Origin of the sequence: Thermus sp. 2.9 (genome assembly GCF_000794385.1) — a bacterium.
Classification (GTDB): Bacteria; Deinococcota; Deinococci; order Deinococcales; family Thermaceae; genus Thermus; species Thermus thalpophilus.
Genome location: NZ_JTJB01000039.1, coordinates 57255 through 78583, shown reverse-complemented (window position 1 = coordinate 78583; position 21329 = coordinate 57255). Strand labels below are relative to the sequence as shown.

Annotated in this window: 20 protein-coding genes and 1 pseudogene; 6 read left to right on the top strand and 15 right to left on the bottom strand. The window is 67.5% G+C overall.

The window, feature by feature from the left end; translation table 11 throughout:
• Window positions 1-2: 2 nt before the first annotated feature.
• The 12 genes and pseudogenes from QT17_RS10740 to hpaI all read right to left on the bottom strand — a co-directional run bounded on the left by QT17_RS10740 (window position 3) and on the right by hpaI (window position 12477).
• Window positions 3-1336 (bottom strand): annotated as a pseudogene (locus tag QT17_RS10740) (phenylacetate--CoA ligase family protein).
• The gene (gene paaI / locus QT17_RS10735; RefSeq protein WP_039459893.1) at window positions 1293-1697 is read right to left on the bottom strand and encodes a hydroxyphenylacetyl-CoA thioesterase PaaI; all 405 of its coding nucleotides are present in this window, start codon (window positions 1695-1697) and stop codon (window positions 1293-1295) included. Before paaI ends, QT17_RS10740 begins: the two are co-directional and overlap by 44 nt.
• Window positions 1694-2419, bottom strand: a complete 726-nt coding sequence (locus QT17_RS10730; RefSeq protein WP_039459891.1) for an ABC transporter ATP-binding protein — start codon at window positions 2417-2419, stop codon at window positions 1694-1696. Before QT17_RS10730 ends, paaI begins: the two co-directional genes overlap by 4 nt.
• Window positions 2419-4170 carry an ATP-binding cassette domain-containing protein gene (locus QT17_RS10725; protein WP_039459890.1) on the bottom strand — a complete coding sequence of 584 codons (1752 nt, stop codon included), beginning with the start codon at window positions 4168-4170 and terminating at the stop codon, window positions 2419-2421. The genes QT17_RS10730 and QT17_RS10725 overlap by 1 nt, the downstream gene beginning before the upstream one ends.
• Entirely contained in the window at window positions 4170-5147 is a 978-nt protein-coding gene (locus QT17_RS10720) for a branched-chain amino acid ABC transporter permease (protein WP_039459888.1), read from the bottom strand. Before QT17_RS10720 ends, QT17_RS10725 begins: the two co-directional genes overlap by 1 nt.
• A gap of 3 nt (window positions 5148-5150) precedes the next feature.
• The gene (locus tag QT17_RS10715) at window positions 5151-6323 is read right to left on the bottom strand and encodes an ABC transporter substrate-binding protein (protein ID WP_039459886.1); all 1173 of its coding nucleotides are present in this window, start codon (window positions 6321-6323) and stop codon (window positions 5151-5153) included.
• A gap of 123 nt (window positions 6324-6446) precedes the next feature.
• A complete protein-coding gene (hpaD, locus tag QT17_RS10710; protein WP_039459884.1) occupies window positions 6447-7406 on the bottom strand; it encodes a 3,4-dihydroxyphenylacetate 2,3-dioxygenase in 960 nt (319 codons plus the stop codon).
• Window positions 7394-7843 carry a 4-hydroxyphenylacetate 3-monooxygenase reductase subunit gene (gene hpaC / locus QT17_RS10705; protein ID WP_039459882.1) on the bottom strand — a complete coding sequence of 150 codons (450 nt, stop codon included), beginning with the start codon at window positions 7841-7843 and terminating at the stop codon, window positions 7394-7396. Before hpaC ends, hpaD begins: the two co-directional genes overlap by 13 nt.
• Window positions 7840-9291, bottom strand: coding sequence for a 4-hydroxyphenylacetate 3-monooxygenase, oxygenase component (gene hpaB, locus QT17_RS10700; protein ID WP_039459880.1), 1452 nt, complete (start codon window positions 9289-9291; stop codon window positions 7840-7842). The genes hpaC and hpaB overlap by 4 nt, the downstream gene beginning before the upstream one ends.
• A gap of 11 nt (window positions 9292-9302) precedes the next feature.
• Entirely contained in the window at window positions 9303-10850 is a 1548-nt protein-coding gene (gene hpaE, locus QT17_RS10695; RefSeq protein ID WP_039459879.1) for a 5-carboxymethyl-2-hydroxymuconate semialdehyde dehydrogenase, read from the bottom strand.
• The gene (locus QT17_RS10690; RefSeq protein ID WP_039459877.1) at window positions 10847-11587 is read right to left on the bottom strand and encodes a fumarylacetoacetate hydrolase family protein; all 741 of its coding nucleotides are present in this window, start codon (window positions 11585-11587) and stop codon (window positions 10847-10849) included. Before QT17_RS10690 ends, hpaE begins: the two co-directional genes overlap by 4 nt.
• On the bottom strand, window positions 11584-12477 hold the full coding sequence (hpaI, locus tag QT17_RS10685) for a 2,4-dihydroxyhept-2-ene-1,7-dioic acid aldolase (RefSeq protein WP_039459876.1): 894 nt from the start codon (window positions 12475-12477) through the stop codon (window positions 11584-11586). Before hpaI ends, QT17_RS10690 begins: the two co-directional genes overlap by 4 nt.
• Before the next feature lie 147 nt (window positions 12478-12624).
• Between hpaI and QT17_RS10680 the strand changes: the two genes are divergently transcribed.
• Window positions 12625-13998 (top strand): helix-turn-helix domain-containing protein, encoded by a 1374-nt coding sequence (locus QT17_RS10680; RefSeq protein ID WP_039459874.1) that lies wholly within the window; start codon window positions 12625-12627, stop codon window positions 13996-13998.
• 10 nt (window positions 13999-14008) lie between these two features.
• The gene (locus QT17_RS10675; RefSeq protein ID WP_039459873.1) at window positions 14009-14437 is read left to right on the top strand and encodes a hypothetical protein; all 429 of its coding nucleotides are present in this window, start codon (window positions 14009-14011) and stop codon (window positions 14435-14437) included.
• 101 nt (window positions 14438-14538) lie between these two features.
• On the opposite strand, the gene QT17_RS10670 is transcribed toward QT17_RS10675, so the two are convergent.
• Window positions 14539-14805, bottom strand: a complete 267-nt coding sequence (locus QT17_RS10670; RefSeq protein ID WP_152607390.1) for a hypothetical protein — start codon at window positions 14803-14805, stop codon at window positions 14539-14541.
• 45 nt (window positions 14806-14850) lie between these two features.
• Window positions 14851-16419, bottom strand: a complete 1569-nt coding sequence (gene serA, locus QT17_RS10665; protein WP_039459871.1) for a phosphoglycerate dehydrogenase — start codon at window positions 16417-16419, stop codon at window positions 14851-14853.
• Between the two features lie 97 nt (window positions 16420-16516).
• Here serA and QT17_RS10660 point away from each other — a divergent pair, with 97 nt between their 5' ends.
• Genes QT17_RS10660 through QT17_RS10645 form a run of 4 tightly spaced genes read left to right on the top strand, consistent with a single transcriptional unit; the run spans window position 16517 to window position 19743 of the window.
• Entirely contained in the window at window positions 16517-17359 is an 843-nt protein-coding gene (locus QT17_RS10660) for a DegV family protein (protein ID WP_039459870.1), read from the top strand.
• A gap of 1 nt (window position 17360) precedes the next feature.
• Complete coding sequence (locus tag QT17_RS10655; RefSeq protein ID WP_235283917.1) at window positions 17361-18185, top strand: DegV family protein; 825 nt, start codon at window positions 17361-17363, stop codon at window positions 18183-18185.
• A 4-nt stretch (window positions 18186-18189) separates the two neighbouring features.
• Window positions 18190-18648, top strand: a complete 459-nt coding sequence (dtd, locus tag QT17_RS10650) for a D-aminoacyl-tRNA deacylase (protein ID WP_039459867.1) — start codon at window positions 18190-18192, stop codon at window positions 18646-18648.
• Between the two features lie 60 nt (window positions 18649-18708).
• The gene (locus tag QT17_RS10645; protein ID WP_039459866.1) at window positions 18709-19743 is read left to right on the top strand and encodes a fatty acid desaturase; all 1035 of its coding nucleotides are present in this window, start codon (window positions 18709-18711) and stop codon (window positions 19741-19743) included.
• Here QT17_RS10645 and purH read toward each other — a convergent pair.
• Window positions 19740-21230 (bottom strand): bifunctional phosphoribosylaminoimidazolecarboxamide formyltransferase/IMP cyclohydrolase, encoded by a 1491-nt coding sequence (gene purH, locus QT17_RS10640; RefSeq protein WP_039459864.1) that lies wholly within the window; start codon window positions 21228-21230, stop codon window positions 19740-19742. The two genes, QT17_RS10645 and purH, sit on opposite strands and share 4 nt — an antisense overlap.
• Window positions 21231-21329: the final 99 nt, after the last annotated feature.

Here is a 21329-nt window from a genome sequence, read left to right as displayed (position 1 = left end):
GGCTACTTGCGCAGGTCCAAAACCCGCCTTAGCTTCCCCCTTCGCTCCTCGGGGCCTCCCCGGGGGCGAGGAGGGTGACCCGCATGCTAACGCCGATGGTGTCCTTGATCTTGTGGGCCACCTTTTCCCGAAGGGCGTGGAGGCGGTGGTCCGCCTCAATCACCTCGTCGGAGAGGGCTTTTCTGCCGATTTCCTGGAAGAAAGCCTCGGACACCTCCACCTTAAGCTCCGCCTCGTCCAAGGTGCCCTCCCGCCGCACCACGATCTGGTAGTAGGGCTCCACCTCGGGGATGCCCAAAAGCACCGCCTCCACCTGGGTGGGGTAGACGTTCACCCCGCGGATGATGAGCATGTCGTCCGTGCGGCCCAGAATGGGCCCCATGCGCACGTGGGTGCGGCCGCAGGTGCAGGGCGCGTAGGTGAGGAAGGTCAGGTCCCCTGTCCAGTAGCGAAGGAGGGGCATGGCTTCCTTGGTGAGGGTGGTGAGGACCAGGACCCCCACCCTGCCCTCGGGAAGGGGCTCTCCCGTGTCCGGGTCCACCACCTCGGGCAGGAAGTGGTCCTCCCAGATGTGGCTCCCCTGGCGTTCCTCCACGCACTCGTTGGCCACCCCGGGGCCGATGATCTCGGAGAGGCCGTAGATGTTGGTGCTCTTCACCCCAAGCCCCTCGTCCACCTGCTTGCGGATAGCCTCCGTCCAAGGTTCGGCGCCCAGGACGGCGTACTCCAGGGAAAGGGCCTCGGGGGGAACCCCCCGCTTCCTGAACTCCTCCGCCAGGGTCTGGGCGTAGGAGGGGGTGCAGGAGATCACCTCGGGGCGGAAATCCTGGATGAGCATCACCTGGCGCTCCGTCATGCCCCCGGAAACCGGCACCACGGTCATGCCCAAGGCCTCCGCCCCCCCGTGGAGGCCAAGCCCCCCGGTGAAGAGGCCGTAGCCGTAGGCGTTGTGGAGCATCATCCCGGGCCTCGCCCCCGCCGCCGCCAGGGAACGGGCCACCACCTGGGCGAAGACCTCGAGGTCGCCCCGGGTGTAGCCCACCACCGTGGGCTTGCCCGTGGTGCCACTGGAGGCGTGGATGCGGGCCAACTTCTCCCGGGGCACGGCGAAGAGGCCAAAGGGGTAGTTTTCCCGCAGGTGGTCCTTTTTGGTGAAGGGGAGCTTGGGGAGGTCCATGAGGCCCCGGATCTCCCCCGGGCTCACCCCCGCCTCGTCTAGAAGCCTTCGGTAAAAGGGCACCCGCTCGTAGACGTAGGCCACCACCTGGCGCAACCGCTCCTCCTGAAGCGCCCTAAGCTTCTCCCTGGGAAGGGTTTCCAACTCCGGCTGGTACATCCTCACCTCCTAAGCGAAAGACGGTGCCCGTGAAGAGGGCCACCAGTTTTCCCTCCGAAACCACCTCCACCCGGTAGGTGGCGGTGCGCCGGGAGAGGTTCACCTCCACCGCCCTTGCTTCCACGAGGGCCCCGGGGTAGAGGGGCCGGAAGTAGTCCATGCGGCAGGAAAGGGCCACCGCGGGCCCCCGGGAGTTGGAGGCGAGGGCGAAGGCGCTGTCCGCCAGGGCGTAGAGGAACCCCCCGTGGGCGGTGCCGTGGAGGTTCAGGTGCGCCTTCTCCACCCGGCCCGCCACCTTGGCTTCCCCCGGGGCCAGGTGCACCACCTCAAGCCCCAAGGCCTCCATGAAGGGATCCCTCATCCCTCCCCCACCTCCCGCTTAAGGCCCAGGTAAGCCTCCACCACCTTCGGGTTTTGCCAAAGCTCCTTGGCGCTTCCCTCCAGGGCCACCTCCCCCGCCTCCAGCACAAGCCCCCGGTCGGCGAGCTCCAGGGCCACCTTGGCGTTTTGCTCCACCACGAGAAGCGTCACCCCCTCCCCCTTTAGGGCGGCCAGGATGCGGTAGATCTCCCGCACCATCAAGGGGGCAAGCCCCAAGGAGGGCTCGTCCAGGAGGAGGAGGCGGGGCCTCGCCATGAGGGCGCGGCCGATGGCCAGCATCTGCTGCTCCCCCCCGGAAAGCGTCCCGGCGAGCTGCCCCCGCCTCTCCTTTAGCCGGGGGAAGAGGCCGTAGACCCGCGCCAAATCCGGCCTCAGGTCCTCGCCCTTCCGGAAGCGGAGGAACCCCCCAAGGCGGAGGTTGTCCTCCACGGAAAGCCCGGGGAAGAGGGCCCGCCCCTCCGGCACCAGGACGAGGCCCCGCCGGAGGAGGTCCTCGGGGCTTCGCCTGACCAGGACCTCCCCATCCAGGGCGACGCGGCCCTCCGTCCGGGCGAGGCCCAAAAGCCCCCGCAGGAGGCTCGTCTTCCCCGCCCCGTTGGGGCCGATCACCGCCAAAGCCTCCCCCTCCCGGAGGTGGAAGGATACCCCCCGCACCGCCTCCAAGGGCCCGTAGCGCACGGAAAGGCCTTCCACCCGGAGCATCAGGCCACCTCCTCCCCCAGGTAGGCGGCCCGCACCAGGGGGTTCTTCTGCACCTCCGCCGGGGTTCCCTCGGCGATCTTCTCCCCGTAGTTCATCACCACCACCCGGTCCGCCAGGCCCATGACGAGGTCCATGTCGTGGTCCACCAGGAGGAGGGTGTACCCCTCCTGGGCCAGGGCCCTAAGGAGGTGGGCGAGCTCCCGCTTCTCCCCCGCCCGCAGCCCCGCCCCCGGCTCGTCCAAAAGGAGGACCTCCGCCCCCGAGGCCAGGAGGCGGGCGATCTCCAAAAGCCTTTGCTGCCCCACGCTAAGCCGCTCCGCCCGCTCCCAGGCCAGGGACTCCAGGCCCACCCGCTTCAGCGCCCGGTGGGCGGTGGCGAGGGCCCTCGCCTCCTCCTTCCGGTGGAGGCCCAGGAGGACCGGGAGGAAGCCCGAGCGGGTGCGGGCGTGGGTGCCCAAGGCGGCGTTTTCCAAGACGGAAAGCTCGGGGAAGAGGTGGGGGTGCTGGAAGGTGCGCCCGAGGCCCAGGCGGTGGATGCGGTAGGGGGGAAGCCCCGTCACCTCCCGGCCGAAGAGGAAGACCTGGCCCCCATCCGGGGCCAGGGCCCCGGTGATGAGGTTGAAGGTGGTGCTCTTCCCCGCCCCGTTGGGGCCGATGAGGGCCAGGATCTCCCCCCGCCTCAGGGCGAAGGAGACCCCGTTCACGGCGAGGAGGCCGCCGAAGGCCTTCTTCAGGTTCTCCACCCGGAGGACCACCTCCCCCCTCGCCCCCTGGGGCGGGGTGAGGGGGAGGGGTTCGGCCTCAAGGAGGCGTCCTTCCCTTCGGGGAAGCCTCGCCGCCAGGAGGGGCCAAAGCCCCTTGGGGGCCAGGAGGAGGATGAGGGCCAGGAGGAGGCCGTAGGCGATGACCTCGTAGTTCCCCTCCCGGCCCAGGAGGAGGGGGAGGAGGTCCTTGAGCCAGTCCTCCAGGCCCGTGAAGAAGGCCGCCCCCAGCACCACCCCGGGGATGGTCCCCACCCCGCCCGCCACCGCCATCACCAGGTACTTGATGGAGGCCTCCAGGGAGAAGGGGGTGGGGTTCACGAAGCGCAGGAAGTGGGCGTAGAGGAAGCCCGCGAGCCCCGCCATGGCCCCCGCCAGGAGAAAGGCCTGGAGGCGGAGGCGCGCCGGCTCCACCCCGAAGCTGGCCGCCGCCAGGGCGTCCCCCCGCAGGGCTAAAAGGGCCCGGCCCAGGCGGCTCGCCCGCAGGTTGTCCAGGGCCAAAAGGCAGAGGACCAAGAGGAACAGGCTGAAGAGGGCGTAGCGGAAGCCCGTGTCCAGGGGGAGGCCGAAGAGGTGGAGCGCCGGCAGGTCGGTGATCCCCGTGTGCCCCCCGGTGAGGTTCACCAGGTTCCCCGCCAGGATGTAGAGGGCCACCTGCCAGGCGATGGTGGAAAGGGGCAGGAAGTGTCCCTTAAGCCGCACCGTGAGCCCCCCCAGGACCAGGGCCAGGAGGAGGGAGAGGAGAAGGCCCACCAGGAGCCCGAGCCAAGGGGATAGCCCCGCCTTCGCCGTGAGGAGGGCGGTGGCGTAGGCCCCCATCCCCATGAAGGCCGCCTGGGCGAAGCTGGTCATCCCCGCCAGGCCCGTGAGCACGTAGAGGGAGAGGGCCACCAGGGCCGAGAGGGCGAAGAAGTTGAGGAGGGTGAGGTAAAAGGGAAAGGGAAGGAGCAAAAAGGGCAAAACGAGCAGGAGAAACCAAAGGTGGCGCATCACTCCTCCACCGCCCGCGCCCTTAGGCTTTGGTAGAAGAGGGCGGGCACCAAAAGGAGAAACACCAAGGCCTCCTTGTAGGCGCTGGCGAAGAAGCTGGTGAAGCTCTCAAAGAAGCCCACCAAGAGCGCCCCCAAAAAGGCCACCGGGTAGCTGGCAAGCCCCCCCAGGATGGCGGCCACGAACCCCTTCAGCCCCAGCATGAAGCCCATGAAGTAGGCGGCGTTGATGAGGGGGGCGAGGAGAAGGCCGGATAGCCCCGCCAACAGGCTCGCGATGCCGAAGGCCACCATCCCCGCCTCCTCCGGGGAGATGCCCGTGAGCCTCGCCCCAAGCCGGCTCTCCGCCGCGGCCAAAAGGGCCTTCCCGTAAAGGGAAAAGCGGAAGAAGCCGTAAAGGGCCAACACGCTCAGGAGGGCGAAGAGGAGGACCAAAACCCCCTGCCAGGAAAGCCCCACCACCACCTCTCCCTTTAGAAGGGGCTCGGGGCGGAACTGCTCCGGGCCGAAGAAGACCAGGCCCAGGCCCTGGTAGGCCACGTGGAGGCCCACCGCCATGATGAGGAGGGAAAGCACCGTGGCCTCCCGCAGGGGCTGGAAGAAAACCCGGTACGTGGCCACCCCCAGGTAGACCACGAGGAGGACCGCCGCCACGTAGGCCAGGGGCTTAAGGAAGAGGGCGAGGAAAAAGAGGGCGGAAAGCCCCAGGGCCCCAAGCAGGGGCCCCCAAGCCCCCCGCCCTCGGGCAAGCCCCGCCCAAACGAGCCCCAGGGCCAAGGCCAGCCAGAGCGTCCCCGGGACCTTCCCCTCCAAAAGCCAGACCAGGGAAAGGGGGGCGAACATGAGGAGCTCCCCGATGGGCACCAGGATCACCCGGGTCACGGCGAAGACCAGGACCATGGCGATGGCCAAAAGCCCGTAGATGACCCCGTTCTGAAGCCCGTCCAGGAGGAGGAAGCCCAGGATGGTGGCGTCCATGGCTTAGCGGAAGGTGCGCTCCAGCCTCCAGCGGCCGCCCTCCACCCGGACCATCACCGCCGCGTCCTCAAAGCGGAGGCCCAGGTGGTTCTCCTTGGTGAAGGTGAAGACCCCGTGGGTGGCCACCACGTTCCTCGTGGCCTCAATCTCGTCCCGCAAGGCGGCGCGGAAGGCGGCCAGGTCCTTGTCGGGATCGGCCTTCTTCAAGGCCCGCTCCAGGGCGGGGCGCAGGATAAGCCAGGCGTCCCAAGCGTGGGCCCCAAAGGTGGAGTAGCTGCCGATGCCGTACTTAGCCTCGTAGCGCTGGATGTAGTCCAGGGCCACCCGCTTGGAGGGGAAGGCGCTAGGGAGTTGCTCCGCCACCAGGATGGGCCCGGCGGGAAGGAAGGTCCCCTCCACGTCCTTGCCCCCCACCCGCAGGAAGTCGGGGTTCGCCACCCCGTGGGTCTGGTAGATGAGGCCCGGGTAGCCCCGCTCCTTCAGGGTGCGCTGGGGCAGCACCGCGGGGGTGCCGCTCGCCCCGATCAGGACGGCGTCGGGCCGGCGGGCGATGATCCTTAGCACCTGGCCGGTGACGCTGGTGTCCGTGCGGTTGTAGCGTTCGTTCGCCACCACCTGAAGCCCCTTGGCCTTGGCCTCCGCCTCAAAGAAGCGGGCCCAGCCTTCCCCGTAGGCGTCGTTGAAGCCGATGTAGCCCACGGTCTTCACCCCCCGGGCCACCATGTCCGCCACGATGGCCCGGGCCATGAGCTCCTCTGTCTGAGGCGTCTTGAAGACCCAGAAGCGCTGGGCGTCCACCGGGTGGATGATGTCCTTGCTGGCGGCCAGGGAGATCATGGGCACCTTGGCCTCCGCCACCACCGGGATCATGCCCAAGGAAGCGGGGGTGGTGGTGGTGCCCACGATGGCCACGGCGCCTTCCTCCACCAGGCGCCTGGTGTTCCGCACCGCCTGGGTGGTGTCCGAGGCGTCGTCCAGAATGACGAACTGGACCTTCCGCCCCGCCACGCCGCCCTGGCGGTCCAGGAGCTCTTGCAACATGAGGAAGGTGTTGCGCTCGGGGATGCCTAAGGAGGCGGCGGGCCCCGTGGCCGAGACCACCACCCCCACCTTCAAGACCCCCTGGGCCCAAGCGGAAAGGGCCAGGACCAAAGCTACCGCCAACCAACGCTTCATCCTTTACCTCCTTTTTCCCACCGGGCGTGGCCCGGATTGGGTCTAACGAACACCCGTTTGGTTCGGCCTCCAGTTTAGGAAGGGACCTTTGTCCCGTCAAGCCCCGGGGTGGGACCGGGGCCTTTAGGTCACGTGCTCGGGAAGGCCCAAGAGGGCGGGGCTTTGCGTGGGCACCGGGTTCCCTTCCAGGTCCAAAAGGGTGCTCCCCTCCAAAAACCAGCTCTTGGGGGTGCGGTGGCCCCAAAGGGTCTGGCGCCGGGGGTCGTTGAGGCTCCAGCGCACCGGGGGCAGGTCCGGGTCCACGGTGAGGTAGTCGGAGGTGTAGAGCTCCACCCGGTGCCCGTCGGGGTCCCGGAGGTAGAGGAACATGGCGTTGGAGATGCCGTGCCGCCCCGGGCCCCGCTCAATTCCGTCCGTGCGCCGGGCGCCCGCCAGGATGTCCGCCGCCCGGATCACCGCCATGGAGTCGGGAAGCCAGTAGGCGAAGTGGTGGAGCCTGGGGCCTTCCCCGTTGGTGAAGGCTACATCGTGCACGTTCCCCTTGCGGTGGAGCCAGCTCGCCCAAAGCCGGCCCTCCTCGTCCTCCGTGTACTCCGTGAGGCGGAAGCCCAGGACCTCCTGGTAGTACCGGGTGGCCCGGCCCACCTCCGGGGCGAAGAGGTTCACGTGGTCCATGCGGAGGAGGCCGGGCCCGCGGTAGAGGTGGTACTCCTGAAGCATGCGGGGAAGCTTCTCCGCCTGGAAGTAGAAGGCCAGGGGGTAGCCGAAGGGGTCCTGCACCCGGAGGACCTTAGGCCTTCCCCAGTCCGCCTCGAGGCGGTGGGGAAGTCCCTCCCTTTGGGCCCAGGCCAGGGCCTCCTCCAGGCCCTCCTCCCCGTCCACCTTAAAACCGATGGCGGCCACGGCGGCCACGGGGGCCTCCCGAAGCTTGAGGCTCCATTCCTGCTCCTCGTAGCCCCTAAGGTAGGCCGCCTTTCCCTCCCGCCTCTCCAGGAGCATCCCCAAAAGCCCCTGGTAGAACTCCAGGCTCCGCTCCAGATCCCTGACCCAAAGCTCTAGGAAACCCACCCTCACGATGGCCATAAAAGCCTCCTGTAGCCGCGGGCGAAGTAGAGGAGGGGCGGGCCCATCTCGGCAAGCTCCACCTCCTCCACCCGCCCCACCACGATCCGGTGGTCCCCGCCGGGGTAAAGGGCCTCCAGGCGGCATCGGAGCGCCGCCAAGGCTCCTTCCACCCTTCCTCCCACCAAGCCCACCCCCTCCTTGGGCCTTCCGGCGAAGTGCTCGGAAACCGCCTCCTGCCCCTCCCGGAGGAGGCTCACCGTGAAAGCCCCCGCCTTCTCCAAGAGGGGAAGGAGCTTCGCCCGCTCGCTCACCGCCAGGGCCACCAGGGGGGGCTCGAGGCTCAAGGACATGAAGGCGGTGGCGGTCATGCCCCTTTCCTCCTCCCCCGCCCTCACCGCCACCACGGTGACGCCGCTGGCGAAGCGGCTTAAGGCCTCCTTGAAGGCCTCCTTCACGCCCGCACCTCCGCGAAGACCTCGAGGCTCCTCTGTAGGAAGCTGCGGATGCGCTCCTTGTAAGGCTCCTTATCGTAGACCTGGTAGAGGGTCTGGTACATGCGCACGGGGTCGCCGAAGAAGAAGCGCTCGTAAAGCTCCTGCCGCGCCCCGAAGCCGGAAAGGGTCATGTCCCAGGCCAGGCGGAAGAGGGCCACCCGCTCCCGGGCCTCCAGGGTGGCCCCTTGCAGGTACTTGTCCAGAAGGGGCGCAAGGGGTCCCTTGAAGTCCTTCTCCGAAGGGAGGGTGATGAGGCCCGAGGCCCCGATCTGCTCCAGGATTTCCCGGATCCTGGGGTAAAGCCTCGGGTAAAGGTTGCGCGCCCCGTCCAGGGCCTTGCGGTCCGGGACCAAGAGGCCGTAGGCGTTTTCCCTGGCCTCCTCCTCCGCCCGGGTCCAGAAGGCCTTCATGGCCTCCAGGTAGACGATGATCTCGGCGATCTTCTCCTGCACGTGACCGTAGGCGTCGGCCCCGATCCCCTCGGCCATGAGGGCGGCCACCCCCAAGAAGGCCTCCGTCTTGGCGGTCTTCAGGGCCACCACCTGGTGGGCCATGTGGTTTAGGGCGCCCGTGGCGGCGTAAGCGTTGTTGCAAAGCTCCACGCTCCCCAGGATGAAAACCCGCTCCCAAGGGACCAGGACGTCGTCAAAGATGACCAGGCAGTCCATCTCCTCGAGGCGGCTAGAGAGGGGGTAGTCAAAGGGGCTATCCCCCCCCACCAGGGCCTCCCGGCAGACGAAGTGGAGCCCCGGGGTGGAGGTGGGCAGGGCAAAGGCGATGGCGTACTTCTCGCTCCCTGGCCCCTCCTTGAGGAGGGTGGAGGGGAAGATGAGAACCTCGTCCGCCAGGGGGAAGGTGGCGGTCATCCGGGCCCCCCGCACCACGATGCCCTTTTCCGTCTGCCGCACCACCCCCACGGGGATGTAGGGGTCGGGCTGGGCGGAAGGGGGTTTGGCCCGGTTCACCTGGGGGTTGGTGAGGGCGTGGGTGGTGGCCAGGTCGCGGTCCCGGAGGTAGCGGTAGTAGTTTCGGACGTTTTCGGCGAACTCCCCGAAGTACTCGGCGCTCGCCGCATAGGCCATGACCACGGCGTTTAGGTAGTCCGGGCTTCGCCCCATCATGCCCAGGTTCTGGTCCGCCCAAAGCTTGTAGGCCTGGCCCCGCCGCTTCAGGTCCTCCTTGGTCTTGGGGATGAGGAAGCTCATGCCGTGGCGACGGCCCTCCTCCTCGTAGGTGAGGACCTCCCGGAAGCGGGGGTCGTGCTGCAGGTCGTAGAGGGCGGCCATGGTGCGGACGATGCCCCGGAAGACCGGGTGGGTGGTGGGGTCCTCCACCTTCTCCCCCTTGTACCAGAGGTTGGGGGGCCTTTCCCGCAAAGCCTCTATGTATTCCGCGCCTGTCCTCGCCATTTCGCACCTCCTTACTTGCCGAACTTGGGAATGTGGGGCGGACGCAGGGGAAGGGCCACGCTCTTGAGCTCGGTGTAGAACTCCAAGGCGTAGTGCCCCCCTTCCCGGCGGTCCCCGCTCTGCTTCACCCCGCCGAAGGGGGTGGGCAGGTGGCGGACGTTGTGGCTATTCAGGTACACCATCCCCGCCTCCAGCTCCAGGGCCAGGCGGTGGGCCCGCTCCACGTCCCGGGTGAAGACGTAGGCGGCGAGGCCGTACTTGGTGTCGTTGGCCTTCCTCAGGGCGTCCTCTTCGTCCTTGAAGGGGATGGCCACCAACACGGGCCCGAAGATTTCCTCCTGGGCGATTTTCATGGAGTTTTCCCCCACGAAGAGGGTGGGCTCCAGGTAGTTGCCCAGGGAGAGGTCCTCCCCGCGGAAGGAGCGGGTGGCCCTTTTGCCCCCCACGAGGAGCTTGGCACCCTCCTCGAGGCCCACCCGGACGTAGCCCAAGACCCGCTCCAGGTGCTCGGGGTGGATGAGGGGCCCCACCTCCGTCTCGGGGTCCAGGGGATGGCCCACCCGGATGGCCTTGGCCCTTTCCGCCACCCTTCCCACGAAGTCTTCAAAGACGCTTTCCTCCACGAGGAGCCGGGAGCTCGCCGTGCACCTTTCCCCGTTGAAGGAGTAAATCTGGAAGACCACGGCGTCCAAGGCCCGCTCCAGGTCGGCGTCGGCGAAGACCAAAGCCGGGCTTTTGCCGCCGAGCTCGGGGGAAAGCCTCTTTAGGTGTTGGGCGGCGTTTCGCATGACGATCTTCCCCGTTTCCGTCTCCCCGGTGAGGGTGAGGAGGGGCACCAAGGGGTGGGCCACCAAGGCCGCCCCCGCCTCCTCGCCAAAGCCCTGGACCAGGTTGAAGACCCCAGGGGGCAGGTCCGCCTCCTGGAGGATCTCGGCGAGCTTGCTGGCGGTGAAGGGGCTCCACTCCGCCGGCTTCAGGACCACGGTGTCCCCAAAGGCCAGGGCGGGGGCGATGCGCCAGGTGGAGAGCATCAGGGGGGCGTTCCAGGGGGTGATGATCCCCACGGGGCCCACCGGAACCCGCACCGTGTAGTAAAGCCAGTCCCGGTCCACGGGGAAGGTGCGGTCCTCCATGGCGTGCTCGGCGTACTCGGCGTAGAAGGCGAAGTTCTCCGCCGCCCGCGCTACCTGGGCCCGGACGATGCGGAGGACCTGGCCCGCATCCAGGCACTCCATGACGGCGAGCTCGTCGGCGTGCTTTTCTATGAGCTCGGCGATCTTTAGGAGGTAGCGCTTCCGCTCCTTGGCCTTGGTGCGGCTCCACCTTTGAAAGGCCTCGTGGGCCGCTCGGGCCGCCTTGTCCACCTCCCTTTCCCCGCCCCGGGCGGCGTGGCCCAAGACCTCGTTGCTGGCGGGGTCCAAGGAGGGGAAGGTCTCCCCGCTTTCCGAGGGGAGGAACTCCCCTTTGATGAAGTGGAGGGCGGGCTTCTCCCGTAGGCGCTTCCGCACCGCCTCAATGGTCTCCCAAGGAATGCCGGCCACGGCGTCGGCGTACCTCATGGCTCCTCCTCTATGGGGTTTTCCAGGGCGCCCAGGCCCTCAATCTCCAAGCGCATCACGTCCCCCGGGTGCACCTGGCTGATCCCCTTGGGGGTGCCGGTGAGGAGGACGTCGTAGGGCTCCAGGGTCATGAACTCCGAGATGTACGCCAGAAGCTCCGCCACGGAGTAGAGCATCCTCGAGGTGTGCCCCTCCTGCCGAAGCTCCCCGTTCACATAGGCCCTGAGCCAAAGGTTCTGGGGGTCCTCCACCTCCCCCACCACCAAAAAGGGCCCCAGGGGCAAGAAGGTGTCCCGCCCCTTGGCCCGGATGGGGGGGCGGAAGGTGTTGGTCACGTAGTCCCGAACCACCAGGTCGTTGGCGATGGTGTAGCCCAAGACGTAGTCCAGGGCGTCCCCCGCCTTCACCCGCTTCATGGGCCTCCCCACCACCACGGCGAGCTCCACCTCGTAGTGGACGAACCTTGCCCCCTTGGGGTAAAGCACCACCCCTTGGTGGGGAAGGAGGCTGGTGTTCGGCTTCCAAAAGAGGGCGGGCTCGTCGGGGCGCCCTAGCCCCAGCTCCTCCGCGTGCTCGGCGTAGTTTAGGGCGACTCCTAGGATCTTCCCTGGGGTGAAGGGAAGGAGCCAGGTGACGGCCTTGGGGTCGTGGGCCTCCCCCGCCTCGTCCAGAAGGAGGCCCTCCCGGAAGACCCCTTGGTGGACCCGGCCCTTGGCAAGGAAGCGGGCGAGCTTCATGCCGCCTCCACGGGGATTAAGCCGTAGCGCTCGGCCATCCGCCGAAGCCGCTCCTCCACCTCGGGGGTGGTGGGGCCCAAGGGAAGCCGCCATTCCTTCTCCAAAAGGCCCATCCAGGAGAGGACCGTCTTGAGGGGAATGGGGTTCGTGTCCCAGAAGATGGCCTCGTTGGCCTCGAGGAGGTGGTAGTGCATCTCCCTGGCCCCCTCGTAGTCCCCCGCCAAGGCCCTTTCGCAGAGGAGGGCCACCTCCTTGGGAAGCCAGTTGGCGGTGGCGGCGATGGTGCCCACCGCCCCCAGGCTCATCATGGGCAGGGTGAGGCTTTCCAGGCCGCAGAAGACCAAAAAGTCCCGCCCCGCCTCGGCGAAGAGGTGGGAGAGGTACTCCAGGTCCTTGGAGGAGTGCTTTAGGCCCACGATGTTGGGGAAGTCCCGCCGCAGGCGGGCCACGGTCTTGGGGGCGATCTCCACCCCCGCCCGCCCGGGGATGTTGTAGATGAGGATGGGGAAGTCCGGCACCGCCCGCGCCACCTCGGCGAAGTAGCGGTAAAGCCCCTCCTGGTTGGGCTTCACGTAGTAAGGCACGATGACCAAGGCCCCTTGGGCCCCCGCTTCCCGGGCGAAGCGGGTGAGCTCCAGGGTTTCCTCCAGGCGCAAGGCCCCCGTGCCGGGGATCACCGGCACCCTCCCCGCCACCTGGTCCAGGACCACCTCCATGGCCCGCTTGCGCTCCTCCAGGGTCTGGGTGCCGGGCTCCCCCGTGGTCCCCCCCACGCTCACCCCATGGGAACCCCCCTGCACCACCCGCTCCACCAGGCGGCGCAGGGCCTCCTCGTCCAGCTTTCCCTTGCGGAAGGGTGTGGGTAAGGGCGGTATGGAACCGCGGAACATGCGCGTCTCCTTTCGCCCTCCAGGATGCGGGGGGCGCGGGAAGAGGGCAAGTGTGGTAAAAGACAAGTTCTCCAAGAAGTTTGGTGATTTGAACAAGACCTCCCTTCTTGCCTTCAGGGAATGGGCGTGGTATTGGTGAATTACACAATGCTTGGGCTTAGTTTTGGCGAAGACCCCGCCTCCTTCACCGCCTTGATGGAGGGCCTGGGACTACAGGTCCTGGTACCGGGAGGGCGCCCCGTGCTCTACCTCCTTCCCGAGCCCCGCCCCCTCTTCGCCGTGGAGGGGGCTCTCCTCCTCTTCCGCCCCGAGGGGAGCCTTTTCCGCTACCGGGCCGCCGCGGGCTTTCTCCTACCCGAGCCCGAGGCCGAGGTGGAGGCCTTTGCCCGCAAGGAGGGGCTGGGGCTCGCCCTCTACCCGCCTTGGCTCAAGCGGGAGGAGGTGGAAAGGGCCTTGGCCCTGAGGCTCTTCGCCTTGGGCCCGGGGCTTGCCCTTTCCGGGGTGGTGGACCTCCTTCTGAAGCTTCCGGACCGCCCCTTTTTGGAGGTCCTCCACCAGGCCACGGGCCTTCCCCTGGCCCGGGTGGCCCCTTGGGGGGAGGTCTTGGGCTTCGCCGGGCCCGTGCCTCCCAGGCACCCTGAGGCCCCGGGGGAGGGGCGGGGGTGGGTGGCCCTCGAGGCCGGGGAAGGGGTCCTGGTGGCCTACGGCGAGGAGGAGGCCCTAAGGCGGGCGCGGGGGCTTCTGGAGGTGGCGGCCCGCCTCCTCAAGGTGCGCTCCCTGGAAAGGAGTTTGGAAAGGATGCGGGAAGAGTCCTTGGGGGCGGCCCTTTTGGAGGGCCTCATCCTGGGGGAGGCGGAGGCGGAGCGGCTCTTCGCCTTCGGCTTCGCCGAGGGGGTGGAGTGGGTCTTGGCCCTGGCCGAGCCGCCCGAGGTTCCGGGCCGCCACCGCTTGGCGGAGGAGAGGAGGCGGGAAGCCACCTTGGAGCTCCGCCGCCAGGCCGGGGCTTACCTGGACCGGCTTGGCGTGCCTTACCTCCTCGCCACCCGGGGGAACCGGGTGGCGGCCATGTGGCAGGTGCATAGCCCAAGGAAGGAAGCGGAGGGGCTCCTTAAAGCCCTGGTCCCGGGAAGCCGTTTGGGCTACTCCGGCGTCCACGCCGACCGCGCGGTGCAGGAGGCCTACCGGGAGGCCCTGATCGCCCTGAAGGCGGCGAGGCCGGGGGAGGCCCTTTCCTTTAGCGGCCTTGACCCCGTGGCCTTTGTCCTCCTGCAGCAGTCCCCCGAGGACCTGAGGGCCCTGGTGGAGCGGTACCTGCCCCTGCCGCCTAAACTTCTAAAGACCCTCGAGGCCTACATGGCCTCGGGCAGTGTGGAGGAAGCGGCAAGCAGGCTCCACGTTCACCCCAACACCCTCCGCTACCGCCTGAAGCGCATTGAAGGGGTGGTGGGTCCCTTGAGCCAACCGGAAACCCTGGCCCGGGTGCACCTCGCCTTGCGGGCGCGCGACCTCCTCTTGGGCTAAGATGGCTTTTATGGGAAAGCTTAGGCTTTGGCTTTTGGTCCTCTTGGCGTTGGGAACGGGCTTAGCCCAAACCTTGGTGGAGGTGACGGCGGTGGCGGCCTTGAGCGCCAGCCTGGACCCGGCGGTGCGCCTTCCCTCCGGCACTTACAAGGCCCGAAGCCCCGAGCCCCTCCTCGCCCGCTTCCCCGAGGCCAAGGGGTATGCCCTCGAGGCCTTCGCCGCCAAGGGCATCGCCGCCAGGCTCCACGCCACCTTCGTCCAGCAGGTCCTCACCGCCTTCGCCGCCGCCGGCTACTTCGTGGAGGCCCAGGAGGAGCGGGTGGTGGACGGGGAGGTTCGCACCAAGTACGTGCTCAAGGACAGCTTGGGCCGCCCGGCGCTTCTTCTCGTGGTGCGGAAGGGGGATGAGCTTGTGTACGGGTTTGGGAAGCGTAAGTGACTTGTTTCGCGATATTTAGGGCTTGTGCTAAAAATCCCCTCTAACCGCAAACCCCCACGCCCACACCCCTCCAAGCCGCCCAAGCTTTAACCAGAAGCGTACTAGGTGAGGGCCCCGCCCCACACCCCCTCCTCTCCCCCGGCGGGGCCCAGGGTGTTCCAGGTGTAGGGGAAAAGCCGCCCTTCTCCCAAGGTCAAGGGAAAGCGCCCCAGCACCAAGCCCCACTCCCCTTCCTCCGCCGCCAGGTAGAGCCTTTCCAGAGAAATCCCGCCCCCTCCCCCCGCCAGGTACGGGGCGAGGGCATAGGCGGCCCGCACCCCCTTTCCGAGAACCTCACCTGTCCCGTGCTCATACGTGACGGGCTTCACGATTCCTGCGACTTGTGACCAAAATATCCGCCACACTCTTGCGGTTCACCCCATCTCCGCCAGGTCCACCCGCTCCAACACGGGCAATGCCCGCAAGGCCTCCAGCACCTCAGGCGTGGGCTTCTGGTCCACGGCCAGGACGAAGAGCGCCCTTCCCCCCGGCACGTCGCGGCCAAGCTGCATCCCGGCGATGTTTACCCCCGCCTCGCCCAAGAGGGTCCCCACCTGGCCCACCACCCCAGGCCGGTCGTAGTTCACGCACACCAGCAGGTACCCTTCCGGCACCACCTCCAGGGCGTAGTCGTCTATCCCCACCAGCCGGGGCTTCCCCCCCATCACCACCCCCCGGGCCCGGCGCTCCTCCTGGTCCGTGGTGAGGCGCACCTCCACCAGGCGGGCGTACTCCCCAGCCTCCTCGGAGCGGCGGGTCACGAGGCCAATGCCCCGGTCCTTGAGGAGGGGCCGGGCGGAGACCAGGTTCACCGATCCCTCGCCCAATACCCGGGCCAAAAGCCCCTTGGCCACGGCGCTGGCGATGGGCTCGGGATCCTTGTCAAACTGGCCGAGGAAGCTCACCTCCAAAGCCTGGGGGCGACCCTTGGTAATCTGGGCGAGGAGCTTCCCCAAAGCCTCGCCCAAGGGCAAGAAACCCCGGAGGGCCGCCAGGGCCTCGGGGTCAAAGCCGGTGTTCAGGGCGTAGGAGAGATCCCCCTCGAGGGTCCGCACCACCCGCTCCAAAATGGCCTCCCCTACCCGCTCCTGGGCCTCCAAGGTGTTCGCCCCCAGGTGGGCGGTGAGGACCACCTTGGGGTGGTGGAGGAGGGGATGGTCCTTAGGCGGCGGCTCCTGGCTAAAGACGTCCAGGCCTGCGGCGAAGAGGTGACCTTCCTCCAGAACCTCCAAAAGCGCCTTCTCGTCCACGATGCCGCCCCGGGCGGCGTTCACCACCACCGCCCCCCGGGGCAGGAGGTAGAGCTCCCGCCTTCCGATCATCCCCCGGGTTTCCTCCGTGAGGGGGGTGTGGACCGTGAGGAAGTGGCTTTGGCGAAGGAGGTCCTCCAGATGCTCCATGAGTTCCACCCCTAGGCTTTCCGCCCGGGTCCGGGGGATATAGGGGTCGTAGGCCAAAACCCGCATCTCAAAGCCCTTGGCGAAGCGGGCCACCTGGCCGCCGATGCGCCCGAGGCCCACGATGCCCAAGGTCTTGCCCTTAAGCTCTAGCCCCAAAAACTTGCGGTCCCACTCCCCCAGCCGGATCTTGCGGTCGGAAAGGGCGATGCCCCGGGCGGCGGCGAGAAGGAGGCCGAAGGCGAGCTCGGCGGCGGAGCGGGTGTTGGCCTCGGGCACGTTCACCACCAGGATGCCGAGCCGGCTTGCCGCCTCCAGGTCCACGTTGTCCACCCCCACCCCGCCCCGGCCCACCACCTTGAGCCGCTTGCCTCTTCCTAAGAGCTCGGCGTCCACCTGGGTCCGGCTTCGGGTGATGAGGGCGTCGTAAGCCGGGATCACCTCCAGAAGCTCCTCCCGAGCGATGCCGGGGCGGTAGTCCACCAGGACCCCCGGGTACTTCACGTCCCCAAGCCGCATATCATCGGACACCAGCACCCGCCACATATACCCTTGACCCTAGCAAAAACCCCGCCTTGGAGCAACTTCTCCGCTACACTACACCGCCTTGTGGTATCCTGGGCCGGACAACAAGGAGGCGTTGATGAAGGTAGCCTTGGTGACGGACTCCACCGCCGATCTGCCCAAGCCCCTGCGGGAGCGCCTGGGCATCCGGGTGGTGCCCCTCTACGTCCATCTGGGAGGACGGGTCTACCGCGACTGGGAGGAGATCACCCCCGAGGAGGTCTTCCAGAAGGTGCGGGAGGGGACCGCCTTCCCCACCACCAGCCAACCTTCCCCCGAGGACTTCATGAAAGCCTATGGGGAGGCTTTGCAGGAAGCGGATCACGTGCTTTCCGTGCACATCTCCAGCAAGCTCTCCGGCACGGTGCAGTCGGCGGAGCTCGCCGCCCAGGAGTTCCCGGGCCGGGTCACGGTCTTTGACTCCCAGGCCGCCTCCTTGGGCATCGGCATGATGGTCCTCCGGGCCCACGAGCTCCTGGCCCAAGGCCAGGCGCTCTCCGAAGTCTTGGAAGAGCTCAAGCGCATCCGCCAGGACCACTTCGTGCGCTTCAGCGTGGCCACCTTGGAGTTTTTGCGCCGGGGCGGGCGCATCGGTGGGGCCCAGGCCCTTTTGGGCACCCTTTTGGGCATCAAGCCCATCCTAACCCTCAAGGAGGGACGGGTGGAGGCGGTGGGCCGGGCCAGGGGGGAAAGGAAGGCGCGGGAGGAGATCGTGAAGGACTTCCGCGCCTGGGGCGAGGGGCGGAAGCGGATCCGGGCCTTCTTCCTCTACAGCGCCGAGGAACAGGCGGTGCGGGAGCTAAAGGCAATGGTCCTCGCCTCGGGCCTTCCCGTGGAAGAGGCCCTGGTGAGCGAGCTTGGGGCAGTGATCGCCAGCCACACGGGGCCGGGCACCTATGGCTTCTACGCCTACAGCCTCTAGCGTGGCCTTCGTGGCCGACTCCACCTTGGGGCTTTCCCCCAAGGAAGCGGAGGCCCAGGGCATCCACCTGGTGCCCCAGCAGGTGATCTGGAAAGACCGGGCTTTCCGCGACCTATGGGAAATCACCCCCGAGGAGGTGGTGCGCCTCTTGGAAGAGGGGGAGCGCCTCACCACGAGCCAAGTGGCCCCCGAGGACCTGAAGGCCACCTACGAGAAGCTTTTAAAGACCCACGAGCGGGTGGTTTCCGTCCACGTTTCCGGGAAGCTTTCCGGTACCGTGGCCACCGCCCAAAGCGTGGCCCAGGCCTTCGGGGGGCGGGTGAAGGTCCTGGACTCGGGGTCGCTGAACGGCGGGCTTCTTTTGGTGTTGCAGGAGGCGAGGCGCCTCCTCGCCTCCGGCACCCCTTGGGAGCGCCTGGAGCATGCCCTCGCCCCCTACCGGGAGCGGGTCTTCGGCTACGTCCTTCCCAAAACCCTCACCCACCTGCACCGCTCGGGGCGGATTTCCGGGCTCAAGCATCTGGTGGGGAGCCTGCTTCGGATTTTGCCGGTCCTCGAGGTCCGGCGGGGGGAGGTCCTCCCCGGCCCCAGGGTGCGGGGCTTCGCCGAGGGCCTGAAGAAGATCGCCGAGCTCTTCCGCCGCGACTTCCCCGAAGGGGCCTTGGCCCACGTGGCCCACGTGGCGAACCCCGAAGGGGCAAAGGCCCTCCTGCAGGCGGTGAAGGCGGAAGGGGTGGAAGTCCAAGCCACCCTCTTCGCCGGTGCGGCGGTGAGCGTCCACGCCGGGCCCGGGACCGTGGCCCTTTTCGCCGGGCCAAGGAGGTGAGGGCGTGCGGGCGGTGGTGCAACGGGTGAGCGAGGCCTTCGTGGAGGTGGAGGGCGAGGTGGTGGGAAGGATCGGTCTAGGGCTCCTCGTCCTTTTGGGGGTGGGCCAGAAGGACGCCCCAGAGGACGCCCACTACCTGGCCCGGAAGATCGTAAACCTTAGGATCTTCCCCGACGCCGAAGACAAGATGAACCTCTCCCTCAAGGAGGTGGGGGGCGAGGTCCTTCTGGTGAGCCAGTTCACCCTTTACGGCGACACCCGCAAGGGCAACCGCCCCTCCTTCGTCCAGGCGGCCCCTCCCGATGTGGGCAAGCGGCTTTACGAAGATGCCATAGAAGCCTTCCTGGCTCAAGGGGTCCACGTGGAAACCGGGGTGTACGGGGCCCACATGCGGGTGCACCTGGTGAACGACGGGCCCGTAACCCTCCTCCTGGACTCGGAAGAACGCCTAAGGCCCAGGTAGCCTCACCCCTCTCATCTTTTGCTGAAGTACGGTAAGGCACTCCCCGAAAGAGGAGCGCCTATGCATAAGGTAGAACCCAAAGACTGGATCCCCCTCATCAAGCCCTACACCAAGCCCAACACCCTGCGAAGCCTGCGCCAGGTGGCGGATACCCTCCTGCCCCTCCTCGCCCTCTTTTACCTCGCCCACAAGGCCCTTTCCGTTTCCTTGCTCCTCGCCTTGGCCTTGGACCTCGTGGCGGCGCTATTCCTGGTGCGGCTTTTCATCCTGCAGCACGACGCCGGGCACGGCTCCTTCTTCCCCAAGAAGTGGATGAACGACGCCCTGGGCTTTTTCGCCGGGGTGCTCACCCTGGTGCCCTACCACCACTGGCAGCTTTCCCACGCCCGGCACCACGCCACCAGCGGCAACCTGGACAAAAGGGGCGTGGGGGACATCTACACCATGACCCTGGAAGAGTACCTGCAGGCCACCCCTCGGCAGCGCCTCGCCTACCGCCTTTACCGCAACCCCTTTGTCATGTTCTTCCTGGGGCCCATCTACGTCTTCATGCTCTCCTACCGCCTGCCCCTGGGCTACGGGTCTGAGCGCCCCTCGGTGCGCCACAGCGTGGCCCTCACCAACCTGGCCCTGGTCCTTTTGCTCGTGGGCATCGGCCTCCTTTTTGGCCTTAAGACCCTCCTCTTCGTCTACCTCCCCATCCAGTACCTGGCGGGGATGGTGGGCATCTTCCTCTTTTACGTGCAGCACCAGTTTGAAGACGCCTACTGGGAGCACGACCCCCGCTGGGAACACCTCAAGGCCGCCATGGAGGGAAGCACCTACTTAAAGCTTCCCAAGGTCCTCCAGTGGCTCACCGGGAACATCGGCTTCCACCACATCCACCACCTGGCTCCCAAGATCCCCAACTACCACCTCCCCAAGGTGCAGGAGGAGGTGGACCTGGTGAAGGTGGCCCCCACCGTGACCCTCAAGGACGCCTTCCAGATCGCTTTCGCCGACATGCACCTCCACGACGAGGAAAGCCGCAAGCTCGTGGGCTTCAAGGAGGCCCACCGGCGGCTCAGGGCCGTTCGGGGCAGGCTTTCCCTCTAGTGGCGGAAGTGGCGCACCCCGGTGAAGACCATGGCCATGCCCGCCTCGTCCGCCGCCTGGATGGAGTCCTGGTCCCGCACGCTCCCCCCCGGCTGGATGATGGCGGCGATGCCGAAGTCCGCCGCCAGGCGCACCACGTCGTCAAAGGGGAAGAAGGCGTCGGAGGCCAAGACCGCCCCCCGCGCCCCCTCCTTGGCGGTCTTTAGGGCGTGCTTGGCGGCGGCGTACCGGTTCGTCTGCCCCACCCCGATGCCCAGGGTCATCCCTCCTTTGGCCACCACGATGGCGTTGGAGCGCACGTGCTTCACCACCTTCCAGGCGAAGAGGAGGTCGCGCCACTCCGCCTCCGTGGGAGCCCGCTTGGTCACCACCTGGGGGGCGATGGGGTCAAGGGTGTCGGCATCTTGAAGGAGCACCCCGCCCCGGATGCGCCGTACGTCCAGGTAGGGGCCTTGGGCTAGGGCCGGGACCTCGAGAAGGCGCAGGTTCTTCTTCCTGGCGAAGACCCTTAAGGCCTCCTCGCTGTAGCCCGGGGCCAGGACCACCTCCAAAAAGACCTCGGCCATGGCCGAGGCGGTCTCCTCGTCCACATAGCGGTTCAAGGCCACGATGCCCCCGAAGATGGAAACAGGGTCCGCCTGGTAGGCCCTCCGGTAGGCTTCCAAGGGGGTTTCCCCCAGGGCCACCCCGCAGGGGTTCTGGTGCTTCACCGCCACGCACGCGGGCTCGGTGAACTCCGAAACCAGGTTCCAGGCGGCCTCGGCGTCCAGGTAGTTGTTGAAGCTCATGGCCTTGCCCTGGAGGACCCGGGCGGCAAGGAGGGGGCCCTCCTCCCCCGCCACCCGGTAGAGGACGGCCTCCTGGTGGGGGTTCTCCCCGTAGCGCAAGGGGGAAACCCGCCTTAGGACCAAGAACTTGTCCTCGGGGAACTTCTCCCCGGAAAGCCACTCGGCGATGGCGGCGTCGTAGGCGGCGGTGTGGGCGAAGGCTTTACGGGCCAGGGCCCGGCGGAACTCCGGGCTTGGCCCCTCCCTTAGCGCCTCGAGGACCCGGGGGTAGTCCTCGGGGTCGCACACGGGAAGCACCGCCAGGTGGTTCTTGGCCGCGGCCCGGAGCATGGCGGGGCCGCCGATATCCACCTGCTCCAAAGCTTCCTCGTAGGAGGCCCCCCGGGCCACCGCCTCCCGGAAGGGGTAGAGGTTCACCGCCACCACGCCGATCCGCTCCAAGCCCAAGGCCCTAAGCTCCTCCTCCTGGTCGGGTCGGGCCAGGAGGGCGGCGTGCACCTTGGGGTGGAGGGTCTTCACCCGGCCCTCCAGGATCTCGGGGAAGCCGGTGAAGTCCGAAATGTAGGTGACGGGCAAGGAGGCTTCCCTTAGGGCCCGGTACGTCCCCCCCGTGGCGAGAAGGCGGAAGCCCAGGTCCAAAAGCCCCCGGGCGAAGTCCACGATCCCCCGCTTATCCGAAACGGAAAGGAGCGCCCACATGGAAGGGATTGTACTCCCGGACGGTGGGCCTCCCCCAGGACACCTTGAGGGGCGTTCGCATTTTTGCTAACATCTAACCTGGCCCCCGGGTCCAACCCC